General features: G+C 66.2%; 11 protein-coding genes and 1 tRNA gene. 6 read left to right on the top strand and 6 right to left on the bottom strand.

Annotated features, from left to right (window positions below; translation table 11 throughout):
- Window positions 1-6: 6 nt before the first annotated feature.
- Window positions 7-1,821 (bottom strand): hypothetical protein, encoded by a 1,815-nt coding sequence (locus tag ABZX37_RS44015; RefSeq protein WP_354750137.1) that lies wholly within the window; start codon window positions 1,819-1,821, stop codon window positions 7-9.
- Window positions 1,822-2,260: 439 nt separating this feature from the next.
- Window positions 2,261-3,613 (bottom strand): helix-turn-helix transcriptional regulator, encoded by a 1,353-nt coding sequence (locus ABZX37_RS44010; RefSeq protein ID WP_354750135.1) that lies wholly within the window; start codon window positions 3,611-3,613, stop codon window positions 2,261-2,263.
- A 418-nt stretch (window positions 3,614-4,031) separates the two neighbouring features.
- Between ABZX37_RS44010 and ABZX37_RS44005 the strand changes: the two genes are divergently transcribed.
- The 3 genes from ABZX37_RS44005 to ABZX37_RS43995 all read left to right on the top strand — a co-directional run bounded on the left by ABZX37_RS44005 (window position 4,032) and on the right by ABZX37_RS43995 (window position 5,403).
- A complete protein-coding gene (locus ABZX37_RS44005) occupies window positions 4,032-4,181 on the top strand; it encodes a hypothetical protein (protein ID WP_354750133.1) in 150 nt (49 codons plus the stop codon).
- Window positions 4,181-4,453, top strand: a complete 273-nt coding sequence (locus tag ABZX37_RS44000; protein WP_354750131.1) for a hypothetical protein — start codon at window positions 4,181-4,183, stop codon at window positions 4,451-4,453. The genes ABZX37_RS44005 and ABZX37_RS44000 overlap by 1 nt, the downstream gene beginning before the upstream one ends.
- A gap of 95 nt (window positions 4,454-4,548) precedes the next feature.
- The gene (locus ABZX37_RS43995; protein WP_354750130.1) at window positions 4,549-5,403 is read left to right on the top strand and encodes a helix-turn-helix transcriptional regulator; all 855 of its coding nucleotides are present in this window, start codon (window positions 4,549-4,551) and stop codon (window positions 5,401-5,403) included.
- 503 nt (window positions 5,404-5,906) lie between these two features.
- On the opposite strand, the gene ABZX37_RS43990 is transcribed toward ABZX37_RS43995, so the two are convergent.
- From ABZX37_RS43990 to ABZX37_RS43980, 3 genes are all read right to left on the bottom strand, one after another.
- A tRNA-Val gene (locus tag ABZX37_RS43990) sits at window positions 5,907-5,981 on the bottom strand.
- A gap of 52 nt (window positions 5,982-6,033) precedes the next feature.
- Entirely contained in the window at window positions 6,034-6,498 is a 465-nt protein-coding gene (locus tag ABZX37_RS43985; RefSeq protein WP_020657595.1) for a peroxiredoxin, read from the bottom strand.
- 55 nt (window positions 6,499-6,553) lie between these two features.
- Window positions 6,554-6,988 (bottom strand): DUF3052 domain-containing protein, encoded by a 435-nt coding sequence (locus tag ABZX37_RS43980; RefSeq protein ID WP_067591158.1) that lies wholly within the window; start codon window positions 6,986-6,988, stop codon window positions 6,554-6,556.
- A gap of 399 nt (window positions 6,989-7,387) precedes the next feature.
- Here ABZX37_RS43980 and aceE point away from each other — a divergent pair, with 399 nt between their 5' ends.
- The 3 genes from aceE to ABZX37_RS43965 all read left to right on the top strand — a co-directional run bounded on the left by aceE (window position 7,388) and on the right by ABZX37_RS43965 (window position 11,899).
- Complete coding sequence (aceE, locus tag ABZX37_RS43975) at window positions 7,388-10,183, top strand: pyruvate dehydrogenase (acetyl-transferring), homodimeric type (RefSeq protein ID WP_354750127.1); 2,796 nt, start codon at window positions 7,388-7,390, stop codon at window positions 10,181-10,183.
- A gap of 106 nt (window positions 10,184-10,289) precedes the next feature.
- A complete protein-coding gene (locus ABZX37_RS43970; protein ID WP_354750125.1) occupies window positions 10,290-11,501 on the top strand; it encodes an alpha-hydroxy acid oxidase in 1,212 nt (403 codons plus the stop codon).
- Window positions 11,502-11,653: 152 nt separating this feature from the next.
- Window positions 11,654-11,899 (top strand): hypothetical protein, encoded by a 246-nt coding sequence (locus ABZX37_RS43965; protein ID WP_344272426.1) that lies wholly within the window; start codon window positions 11,654-11,656, stop codon window positions 11,897-11,899.
- A gap of 2 nt (window positions 11,900-11,901) precedes the next feature.
- On the opposite strand, the gene ABZX37_RS43960 is transcribed toward ABZX37_RS43965, so the two are convergent.
- Complete coding sequence (locus tag ABZX37_RS43960) at window positions 11,902-12,540, bottom strand: nicotinamide mononucleotide transporter family protein (RefSeq protein ID WP_354750123.1); 639 nt, start codon at window positions 12,538-12,540, stop codon at window positions 11,902-11,904.
- Between the last annotated feature and the right edge of the window lie 293 nt (window positions 12,541-12,833).

Here is a 12,833-nt window from a genome sequence, read left to right as displayed (position 1 = left end):
CAATCCTCACTCCCAGGAAATTGGACCAGGCTGATCATTCGGTCGATCAGCAAGCAGATAGAAGAACGTTGTTCTCGAAACCCAAGCGTACAGTGTCCATAGTGCATTAAGGAGGGACAGAACAGTGAGTATCTGCCATCTCGTATCATGAACGCCAAGAATTTGACGATGCACCGTCAAGTCAATTGCACCCGTAACCTGAGCCTCGAATAGGCCCGCTGCCGATAATACGAGGACCAGAGTAAGAAGAGAGGAAGCGCGAGATACGAGCGTCCCGCCAACCAAACCCGTACTGCGTGACTCGAAACCAGCAAACGCCCCCGCTGCAGCCGGAAAAGCAAGTATTATAGCCGGAAAGTTGGCACCCAGTTTTAATTGCCCCGCGACGGCAATAGCTGCAATAAGGTATATCAGCACAAAAGAAGATACTGCAGCCGCCGCGGAGATAGCGATCGACCCAGGAGGGACTTCATAAAACTTCGCACTCAGCCACAGGTCGTCTGCCAACTCTGTAGACACCGATCTCATATAGACATGCAGGTAGCGCTGCCCACGTCGACGCTGGAACCGACGGTAGGGATGGGCAACCGCCTCACCAGAGGCATCTTCGCTTACTCTGAAGGCAGCAGCGGAATGATCCGGCATCTTTTGCACCGCCGCGTAAGTACCCTCTGGCCCTTCTACGAGCAGGTGGTAGCTCTTAGCCGTTGCAGCATTGTGCAGCTCTAGGCGTAGGTAGATCGGCCTGCTACCTATCAGGGCCGCCAGGCGGTCCTTTAGCCAAGACGGGAAATTTAAGAAAGACGAGCGTTTAAGACTTGGGATTTGGTAGCGCTCATATGCGACGATGCGGCGTGACTTACGATCTGGGGTGCTCGGCACGACGGCTACGATTGCATAGTGCCCAGCCAGAATTTTGACTAGCCCCGCAGCCCGAACAAGGGCGTCTGCCGATTCCGAACCTGGATCGAAGAGTTCCGCAACCCTTTCAATCCCCGTCGCACATTCTCCTAAGCGCGCCTTGCCAGTAGCGGACAGCCTGGCCCTAATGGCAATTAGATTGATAGCCTTGACCGCCAGCGTCTTCAGCTCGTTTGACCATCGCTCCTTCAGAATCGGGTTGAGTGTCGGATTATTCTTGATACCAGCTAGCCCGTCGAGGATCTGAGAAAAGAACGTTCCCACTGTCAGCAGTAGGTACTCAGCATGATTCAAGGTCGCAACATCGCTGCCATCTAACCTAATCTCAAGGTCATCCTGCAGCTCGCCCTTAAGGGGAAACATCAAAGGAAAATAGAGGTCTTCCTCATCACCTTTCGGAACCTCCAATGTGATCGAAACCTGCTGACGAACGGTCCTATTCAGCGGCCGCACCGTCTCAACAACGCGACCTCGAAGCTTTGATGGATCTACAATAGCTTCGATGTATCGCTTGGCTTGCGTCGGCGCGACGTCGGCTTTGACGTAATTTATTGCCGCGGTGAGCAATTCGTTCACATCGACATGACCGTTAGACGCAAGGCCGTCACGCCCTCGCTGTTTACGCCTGCGCTCGCCGACCCGTGTAGGTCGATATACAAATACCCAGATGTGGACAGCGACGAGCATCAATCCAATAGTGATTAGCACAACAAGATACAAGTAAGAGCGTTCACCGATAGCGTTAACTATCAGCAGAAATACCGTAATAAGTGCAATAAAGATTGCAAGGCGAGACGCGCCATACCACCGGCCTATGCCGCTTGCCGAGCCCGAATCACCTCTATCACCGGTCTCAACCAACGCCCGTCCCTCCGTCCCACAGTGCATCTGCTCACTCAACGTGTGCAGGGTCGGCATGGGAGTCGAGCGTGTTACGGCGCGTGGTCGGGAGCACCCGGACGGCGTAGCGAGACTGCCAATTGGAGCGGAACGATTACGGCGACGGGCACCATGTAGTAGCAGAGCGGTTACAGCAGCACAGCAAGCTATACCCTCGTCTCCACGAGGTCTCCATCGCTCCGGAGCACTAGCTGCCTGCTTCACCTATCGAGAATGCTGGAGACGCAGTAAAAATACAACTGCCACAAAGGGACACTTAGCTTACTGGTCGGACTCAAGGATTGCCTTCATGCCGGTTAGACGCGGAACGTGATCGTGACCTTAACTAGCACGGGGATCGACCACGAATGCCGTCAGCGAGGGGCACGGCCGGACTACTACCACATCACGGATGTGTTCGGAGACCTACCCGTTGCAGTAAGCACACGGTGCGAGGCTGCTAGCCCAGCACCATCCGCCGGATATCCCCATGCAGCTCCCGCACCGCAGGCAGCTGGCGGAACGGCGCTGCGGCCGCCTGGAGCTGGCGGAACGCATCGGATACCCGGTCGGAGCGCACTGCGCCAACGGCAGCGAGAGCGTCCCCTCCCAGTTCGGCACCGTGCGCTGGGTCACCGTGCGACATAGTCAGCGTCGCCAAGTTCGCCATCGCCAGTGCCTTGCCCCGGTGGTGGCCGGCGGGGAACGCCTGAATCGACCTGCGCAGCCGCCGTTCGGCCTCGTCATACGCGCCGCCGTTGAGCGCCAGGCCGAGCAGTGCCCGGCCGTTGTCCCGCTCCAGCCGTGCCTGGTCGTAGTAGCGAATCCACGCGGGTTCGTCGCCGGAACTGGCTGCGAACGAGTCTTCCGCGCGACCCACTGCGGCCAGGCAGTCGGCCTCGCGTGCCTGGCCAACCGCACCGAGTGCGCGGGCGTAGCGGCTGTACATCATGGCTTGCACCAGTGGTGACAGACGGTCGGCACGGACGAGCGCCACCTCGGCATAGCTGAGCGCGTCGTCTGCCTTGGTCTGGCGTGCGTCGTCTGCCCGGGCCTGGTGCACGGCCAAGTTGGCCATGCCCGACAGGGCCTTGGCGCGGATCGACCAGTCGGCCGCCTCGGTGGCGCAGCCGACCGCGAAGCGGAAGCACCGTTCGGCCTGCTCGTGGAGTCCGGCGTCGAAGCACATGCCGGCAACGGTGTCAGCCAGGTCGCCGACTGCCGCGAAGAACGCTTGCCGGACGACCGCGGTGGCGAATTGACCGTTGAGCAATTGGGCGGATGCGGACAGCTGGGTCAGTGCCGCGTCGGTTGCCATGCCGCCGCCGAACAAATGGTCTTGGTTGGCGAACATACGCGCGGCGTGGCCGACTTGCTCGACCTCGGAGTGGCCGACACGGCGCGCTATCTCCTGGTTGCCGGAACCAGCCAGGAAGTCCGCCACCGGATCGGTGAAAGCCAAGCCAGCCACGCTGCCAGCGAGTACCCGCAGGAAAGCTTTGCGTTCCACGTCGTCACCTCCACCCCCACGCTGAGGGCTAATTACTACGGTAGCCGCACGGTGACGCGTGCTGAAGAAGCCGAGAGCGGCATCGGAAGCGGCGTCCAACACGGTGCGTAGTGCCCGGCGGTATTCCTGGTTTGGCCAGCGGTGGACGCCGCGTTCCAGCTTGCCGATGTAGTCGGCATCCATCGCGCCGGTTTTGTCCGTACCAGGTGCGACCTGCTGGTTTGCCAACTCGGCGAGCTGCGCTTGCGTCAACCCGGCGGCGTCCCGCGCCATGCGCAGAAGCTCGTTCGGTTCCGGGTGCACTGGGGCGTCCTTTCCGCGATAACGGCAACCGAGGGTAACAGGGCAGCGGGCGGAAAACGCCGGTCGCGGCGCAATCCTCCGGGTAAATCTCCGGGTGGCCTCCGGGAAGAACACCTGGTCAACGGCCGTCCGGGCCTACGTCCCAGGCTCCGTTCCGGATTCGCCCGCCGAGGTCCAAGGTCAAGTACGGCACCCGCCAGCCGGTTGACACCTCCCGCCGCCGGATGTCGCCCGGTTTTCGCGCACCCGTGACCGGGCGACACCCGCGTCCCGGCTGGCGGGTGCCTCCAAGCCTCTCGGATACGGACGGAGCAACACCGTGACAGTCCGGACAACGGCATCGCAAGGACAGCCGTCGATTGTGCCGCGCTGCTGGCAACGTGGTGCCAACGCGCTGGAGCCGGTGCAGGAGCCTCGGATGCCGGAACCGACGCAGCTCTACTCGCTGCTGGTCTTGGCGCTCAGCCTGCACGCCCAGCATCCAGCCAGCGACCGCTGCGAAGACTGCGCTGAGGTCTGGCCGTGCGACACCGTCCGGCTGGCTTTCCGGCTGCGCGAGGGTTTCTGATGTCCTCCGCGCTGATCTACATCAACCCGCAGGCGATTCACCCGGTCGTCGACGGCGTCTGGCACTGGACTCGGCTGTCTGCCATTCCGGCCCCCGGGGAAATCGTGACCATGCTGTGCGGCGTGACCGCAGAAGCGGCGTTCGTGCCGCTACAAGACCGCTGTACACGCGGTGCCCCAACACAATGCCCCTACTGCGACGTCGCCTACCGTCGCTCGCTCGGCTGGCACATCCCGGCTCGGCATCCGGGCTTGCGGCCGCGGGCGACGTGAGCGCGACAGATCAGAAACGACGGCACCAAGCCCATCCCCGGCCTGGACACCGGCGAGAGCATCGCCGACTACGAGGAAGACGACGACGCCCAACCGTGAACCAGCCCGGCAACCCCACGCCCACGGGACGGCCGCGCGCCGTACTGCTGGGCGCTGTCCTCCGTTTCGCCCGGGAGAACGCCCGCTTCGGAGTGCGCGAATTGGCCCGGCGGATCGGCATTACGCCTGCCATCGTGTCGAGCTGGGAGCTAGGGCAGCGCTCGCCGGGGCCGGACTATGTGGCCAGCATTCTCGGCGCGCTCGGCGTCACCGGCAATGCGCGGCACCAGATCCTGCAGATAGCGCGCACTACTGACCCGGACGTAGTCGTCCTCGCGCAACCGCACCCCAGCCACCAGGCTGCACTCGAAAACTTCGCGGACTCTGTCATCGACTGGCACCTGACCTTGGTGCCCGAACCGCTCCAGACACTGGAGTACACCCGTGCCGTCCTCATGGCCGCCGGCCACACCAGCCGCGAAGCGGCTTCCGTCGCGGACGCTCGGGCGGAACACCGGATCACTTTCGGTCCGAAAACGCCACCACGCGTGGCCTACATCGGCGAAGCAGCATTCCGCCGCTCAGTCGCCCCGGCCGCAGTGGCAGCCCACCAGTTCTCATCCCTCAACCACCTCACTGCGGCCGCCCCCGCAGTCTCCATCCGCGTCGTGCCCACCGAGACCACCTACCACCCCGGGCTGGCCGGCTCGTTCACGCACTACACCATGCGCAACGGCTTGATCGCCTACCTCAGCCACCACGGCACCGGGTCCTTCGTGTCCGGAAACGGCCCCTACAGCCGCGTCATCAACCAGCTCGACGGCATCGCGCTAAGCGCTGCGGAGTCGCGGGCGGTCATCGAGGAGTGCATCGTGAAGCTCTCATACGAGCCGCCGCGGTCGATGCGCTGAAAGAGCCTGCTGTTCTGTTGGCCGTCCTGTCCGCAGTCAAGATCCCTTATAGGTGGCCGGGTCGACAGCCACGAACGATGTGTCTCCGCAGGACTCGCGACACCGCCGCCGTACACCGCCTGGTAACTCGCGAACCGTGGATCCATTGTCGTGCTGTCCCGTATAGTCGCCGTCACTTTGAACGGCTTCCCCTGGTCGTCAACCGTTTCGGTGACCGTGCCGGTTGCGGTTCGTACGAGCAGCTTGAACGAGAACTCACAGTACTGACGGCTGGTGAGACCGTCGAGGAGGAGCACGGTGCAGAAGTCGTCACGCTCCCGGAGTACTCCGAGGCAGCGTCCGAACACGGTGGCGAGACGGACGGAGAGACCGCCGACCGGTGTCGGCCGGGGAGGATGTCTTCCGGACGACGTTTGCGGACGTCAGGGACGGTTTGGGCGATGGAAATGATGGAACCCCATCCGGTGAAACATTCACCGGATGGGGTTGGAATAAGCGATGTTTGGTGGGCGCAGCAGGGTTCGAACCTGCGACCGCTCGGGTGTAAACCGAGTGCTCTTCCGCTGAGCTATGCGCCCGCACGCCGGAGCGGGAGAACCCGCCCCGGCGAGCGAAACAAGAAACCGGAAATCAGGCAGTCAGTTCCTCGACGGCCTTCTTCCACCCAGCCTGGTCGCGCGCCTCGCCGGGCGCGTTGACCTCGGCGAAGCGGACCACGCCTTCGGTGTCGATCAGGAAGGTGCCGCGCACGGCGAGCCCCGCCTGGTCGTTGAAGACGCCGTACTTCTGCGCCACCTCGCCGTGCGGCCAGAAGTCCGACAGCAGCGGGAACTGGTAGCCCTCGACCTCGGCCCACGCCTTGAGCGAGAACGGCGTGTCGACGGAGACGCCCAGCACCTGGACGCCCTTGCCGTCGTAGTCGCCGAACTCGTCGCGCAGTTGGCACAGCTCGCCGGTGCAGATCCCGCTGAAGGCGAACGGGTAGAACACCAGCAGGACCGGCTTGTCGCCCTTGAACTGCGACAGCGTGACCGGCTGCTTGTTGTAGTCGTTGAGCGTGAAGTCAGGGGCCTGCGAACCGACCTCGACGGCCATACCGGCGATTCCTCTCCAGAGCGAACACGAGCGTGCCGCCCACCCTATCGCGGCGTCAGCGCTGCTTGGCCTTCGAGGACTTCGGCGACACCAGCCGGGTGCCCAGCCAGCCGGGGCCCACGCTGATGTTCGCCGTCTGGGCGAGCCCGACCTGGGGCACCGCCTCGGCGATGTCGCTGGGCTCGACGTGCCCGGGCTGCCCGGTCTTCGGGGTCAGCACCCAGATCACGCCGTCCTCCTCCAGCGGGCCGCGCGCGTCTACCAGCGCGTCCCCGAGGTCTCCGTCGTTGTCGCGCCACCACAGCAGCACGACGTCGATGACCTCCTGGGCGTCCTCGTCGAGGAGCTCACCGCCGATCGTTTCCTCGATCGCCGCGCGAACGTCGTCGTCGACGTCCTCGTCCCAGCCGATCTCCTGGACCACCATGTCCGGCTTGATGCCAAGGCTTTCGGCGACGCCGGCACTGCCTGCGTCTCCCGCGGCGACCACTGCTTCCACTCCTCCAACTACGACGGAGCGCGGCAGTAGGTCCGCCGCACTCGGATACACGGTTGTCGAACAGCGAACACTGACGCGGCGCTGCGCGCAACCGTCCACACCGGATCTTTGGCAAGTCGTGTCTGCAGCGTAGGGGCTTACCACCCGCTCGCCCGACTCCGGGTGGCACTCAGTACCCCACCACTGCGAAGCTCTCCCCGGGAGCCTCCTTTAGGGTGGAGGAGAGAAAACGCGCGCGCGATACACCGTGCGCGGGGAGTGGCGACACTCGGGCGGCCGATGTTACCGGGCAGTACAGGTGACGGGAACCCCAACCGGGACGACCATGGACGTCGGCGAACACTCCCGCCCACCAGCTACAACGGCTACAACCAGCTACAAGGAGACCCCTTGGCCCCGCAGAACGACGGCGCCTCCGGCAAGGAGACCCCGGCTCGCGTACGCGTCATCCGTGACGGACTCGCGGCGCACCTTCCCGACATCGACCCGGAAGAGACCAGCGAATGGCTGGACTCCTTCGACGAGGCGCTGGCCCGAGGGGGCCAGCAGCGGGCCAGGTACCTGATGCTGCGCATCCTCGAGCGCGCCAGGGAGCGCAACGTCGGCGTCCCGGCGCTCACGTCGACCGACTACGTGAACACGATCCCCACCGAGAACGAACCGTGGTTCCCCGGTGACGAGGAGATCGAGCGCCGCTACCGCCGCTACATCCGCTGGAACGCGGCGATCATGGTGCACCGCGCGCAGCGGCCGGGCGTCGGCGTCGGCGGCCACATCTCCACCTACGCCTCGTCGGCGGCACTGTACGAGGTCGGCTTCAACCACTTCTTCCGCGGCAAGGACCACTCCGGCGGCGGCGACCAGGTCTTCTTCCAGGGCCACGCCTCCCCCGGCATGTACGCCCGCGCGTTCCTCGAGGGCCGCCTTTCCGAGCAGCAGCTCGACGGGTTCCGCCAGGAGTTCAGCCACGCGGGCGAGGGCGGCGGCCTCCCGTCGTACCCGCACCCGCGGCTGATGCCGGAGTTCTGGGAGAACCCGACGGTGTCGATGGGCCTCGGCCCGATGAACGCGATCTACCAGGCGCGGTTCAACCGCTACCTGCGCGACCGCGGCCTCAAGGACACCTCCGACCAGCACGTCTGGGCGTTCCTCGGCGACGGCGAGATGGACGAGGCCGAATCGCGCGGCCTGATCCACGTGGCCGCGGGCGAGGGCCTGGACAACCTGACCTTCGTGATCAACTGCAACCTGCAGCGGCTCGACGGGCCGGTGCGCGGCAACGGCAAGATCATCCAGGAGCTGGAGTCCTACTTCCGCGGCGCGGGCTGGAACGTGATCAAGGTCATCTGGGGCCGCGAGTGGGACTCGCTGCTCTCGGCCGACCGCGACGGCGCGCTGGTCAACCTGATGAACGTCACGCCGGACGGCGACTACCAGACCTACAAGGCCAACGACGGCGCCTTCGTCCGCGAGCACTTCTTCGGCCGCGACCCGCGGACGAAGGAACTGGTCAAGGACCTCTCCGACGCCGACGTCTGGAACCTCAAGCGCGGCGGGCACGACTACCGCAAGGTGTACGCGGCGTACAAGGCGGCCATGGAGCACCACGGCCAGCCGACGGTGATCCTGGCCCACACCATCAAGGGCTACGGCCTCGGCCCGTCGTTCGAGGGCCGCAACGCCACGCACCAGATGAAGAAGCTCACCCTCGACGACCTGAAGCTGTTCCGGGACGCGCAGCGGATCCCGATCAGCGACGAGGAGCTCGAGAAGAACCCGAAGCTGCCGCCGTACTTCCACCCCGGCCCGGATTCGCCGGAGATCGAGTACATGCGCGGCCGCCGCAAGGCGCTGGGCGGGTACCTGCCGGAGCGCCGCCCGAAGACCGCCAAGGCGCTCGTGCTGCCCGGCGACAAGGTCTACGAGGGCATCCGCAAGGGCTCGGGCAAGCAGGAGGTCGCCACCACGATGGCGATCGTCCGGCTCATCCGCGAGCTGGCGAAGGACTCGGAGATCGGCAAGCGGATCGTCCCGATCATCCCGGACGAGGCGCGCACGTTCGGCCTCGACTCGATGTTCCCGACCGCCAAGATCTACAACCCGCACGGCCAGACCTACACCTCGGTCGACGCGAGCCTGATGCTGGCGTACAAGGAGTCCGAGAAGGGCCAGCTGCTGCACGAGGGCATCAACGAGGCGGGTTCCACCGCGTCGTTCACCGCCGTCGGCACGTCGTACGCGACGCACGGCGAGCCGATGATCCCGATCTACATCTTCTACTCGATGTTCGGGTTCCAGCGCACCGGCGACGGCCTGTACGCGGCGGCGGACCAGATGGCCCGCGGCTTCGTGCTGGGCGCCACCGCGGGCCGCACCACGCTGACCGGCGAGGGCCTGCAGCACGCGGACGGGCACTCGCTGCTGCTGGCGGCGACGAACCCGGCCGTGGTGGCGTACGACCCGGCGTACTCGTTCGAGATCGCCCACATCGTCAAGGACGGCCTGCGCCGGATGTACGGCGAGACCGGCCCGGACGGCAACGGCGAGAACATCTTCTACTACATCACCATCTACAACGAGCCTTACCAGCAGCCGGCCGAGCCGGAGAACCTGGACGTCGAGGGCGTCCTCAAGGGCCTCTACCGGTACTCCGACGCCCCCGCGGGCGACGGGCCGGAGGTCCAGGTGCTCGTCTCCGGCGTCACGATGCCGGACGCGCTGAAGGCGCAGAAGATGCTGGCCGAGGAGTGGGGCGTGCGGGCCGCGGTGTGGTCGGCGACGTCGTGGGGCGAGCTGCGCCGCGAAGCGGTCGAGATCGACCACGAGAACCTGCTGCACCCGGACGCGACGCCGCGGGTTCCGTACGTCACGCAGAAGCTGGGCGAGGTTTCCGGCCCGGTCGTGGCGGTGTCGGACTGGATGCGCGCGGTGCCGGACATGATCCGCCCGTGGGTGCCCGCCGACATGCTCACGCTCGGCACCGACGGGTTCGGTTTCTCCGACACCCGCCCGGCCGCGCGGCGCAAGTTCCTGGTGGACGCCGAGTCGATCACCGTCGGCGCGCTGTCCGCGCTCGCCAAGCGCGGCGAGTTCGACCAGGCGAAGGTCGCCGAGGCGGCGCGCCGCTACCGGCTCGACGACGTGGCGGCCGCCGGGCCGCAGACGTCCGACTCCGGCAGCGCGTGACCGTTGCTTGAACGCCAGGGGCCCCTCCGGGACAGTGTCCGGGAGGGGCCTCTGCCTTAAGGTAGACATCGGATGTATCCGGATGCCTGACGAAAGGTGGTCGAGCGTGACCCAGCGTCGCCTGCCCCGGCCCAGCGAGCTCAAAGAGATCCTGCGGCCGAAGCCGATCGTGCTGAACCCGACCGATCGGCGCCTCGCCGGCGCGCACACGATCGCCGATCTGCGGATGCTCGCGCGCAAACGCACCCCGCGCGCGGCGTTCGACTACACCGACGGCGCGGCCGAGCTCGAGGACAGCCTCCGCCGCGCCCGGCAGGCCTACCGCCGCGTGGAATTCCGGCCCAACGTGCTGCGCGGAGTGTCCGATGTGGACACCAGCAGGGAGATTCTCGGGAAGCGCTCGGCGCTGCCGTTCGCGTTCGCGCCCACCGGGTTCACACGGATGATGCAGACCGAGGGCGAGCGCGCGGTGGCCCGCGTGGCGCAGCGCAACGACATGCCGATGGCGCTCTCGACGATGGGCACCACGTCGATCGAGGACCTCGCGGCGGCCGCCCCGGACGCGCGCAAGTGGTTCCAGCTGTACGTGTGGCGCGACCACGGCGCGGGCGAAGATCTGATGAATCGCGCGTGGGAGAGCGGGTACGACACGCTCCTGCTGACCGTCGACACCCCGGTGGCCGGCCAGCGGCTGCGCGACGTCCGCAACGGGCTCACCATTCCGCCCGCGATCACGCTGAAGACGTTCGTGGACGGCGCGACGCACCCGGCGTGGTGGTTCAACATGCTGACCACCGAGCCGCTGAACTTCGCGTCGCTCAACCACTTCGGCGGCACCGTCGCGGAACTGCTGGACAAGCTGTTCGACCCGACGCTGAACTTCGACGACCTCGACTGGGTGCGCCAGACCTGGCCGGGAAAGCTGGTGATCAAGGGCGTGCAGAACGTCGACGACGCCCGCGACGTGGTGAAACACGGCGCGGACGCGGTGCTGCTGTCCAACCACGGCGGCCGCCAGCTCGACCGTGCTCCGACGCCGATCGAGCTGCTGCCCGCGACGCTGGACGAGATCCAGGACAGCGCCGAGGTCTGGGTCGACACCGGCATCCTGTCCGGCGGCGACATCGTGGCCGCGCTCGCCCGCGGCGCGAACGCGGTGCTGATCGGCCGCGCGTTCCTGTACGGCCTGATGGCGGGCGGCGAGCGCGGTGTGCAGCGCTGCGTGGACATCCTGCGCACGGAGATGATCCGCACGATGCAGCTGCTCGGGGTCCGGCGGGTGGACGACCTGCGCCCCACCCACGCGACGCTCCGCTGAGCCTCAAGTCCGTGAAGGGCTCCTTGAAGGAACCAGATTCCCTCAAGGAGCCCTTCACGGACCTTCAGCGCGGATTGGTGCAGTAGGCGTAATCCGGTATCCAGTGACCGACATCACGTCTCCTGCCTTCGGATCATCCGAGGGAGAAGACCATGTCCGTCACGCTGAACCGCCGCGCGCTGGCGATGCTGCGCGCGATCGCCGCCGGCCGAGCCGAACTCACCCGCAGCTGCGAACCGGACCTGAGGGTCGACGGCCTGCCCTGCTGCGACCAGACGACCGCGCACGACCTCGTCCGGGAAGGCCTGGTCCGCCCGGTGTCCGCGCTAGGGGGCGCGGTCGGGCAATGGACGGCGGCCGAACTGACCCCGGACGGGCAGCTCGCGCTCGGCGCTTGAGGTCAGCGCGCCGCGGCGACGGTCTTGTCGCCGACGACCGCGGTGCGCGCCGAGCGGTTCCACGTGACCCAGCCGTGGACCACCAGCGCGGCGAAAACGATGTAGATAGCGGCCGAGAAGTACAGGCCGGAGCGGATCTGCAGCGGCACGCCGATCGCGTCGACCACCAGCCACACGCCCCAGAACTCCACGAGCCCGACGCCCTGCGCGGCGAACGCGACGAGCGTCCCGACGAAAATCGCGGCATCCGGCCACGGCGCCCACGAAGCGTTGAGTGCCTGCAGCGTCAGCGCCATCGCGACCGTGCCCAGCCCGAACGCGCCGAGCATCACGGCCCGCTCGGTCCAGCGGCCCTTGCGCACGACGACGCCGTACACCGGGTCGGTCCGGCGGTTCCAGGCCCACCAGCCGTAAAGCGAGATGAGCAGGATCGCGACCTGCCGCCCGGCGAGGCCGCCGAGATGCGCGGAGGCGTAAACGGAGAACAGCAGGACGGTCGCACCGACCTGCACTGGCCAGGTCCACAGCGTCCGCCGCTGCGCGAGGAACACGACCGCGAGCGCGAACACCTGCCCGGCCAGCTCCGCGATCGAGATCCACTGGCCGAACACAGTCACGCCGTGGTGCAACAGGAAGTCCACGTCCGCACCCCTTCCGATCTACGCCTCCCAACATGCAACACGGAGCCTCCATTCCCGCGCCGATGTGAGACTGCGGACAGTCCCGCTGAGTGGACGCCGGAGCCGGGCATGGCGGAGGCCCGGCGCCGGGGTGGCACCGGGCCTGTATCGCCCTAGCAAGCCCCGCGAAGGCGGGGCCGAACGCCAGGGGCCGCGCTGCCGAAGCCACCGTGCTGCGAGCCACCGAACACCTGGCCCGCCGCCGCACCACCTTCGTAGTCGCCCACCGCCTGGCAACAGCCGCGAAGGCCGAC

It is taken from the genome of Amycolatopsis sp. NPDC004079 (assembly GCF_040610415.1).
GTDB lineage: Bacteria > Actinomycetota > Actinomycetes > Mycobacteriales > Pseudonocardiaceae > Amycolatopsis > Amycolatopsis halotolerans.
Note: the sequence above shows the minus strand (reverse complement) of the source record. Positions and strands in the feature narration are given on the sequence as shown.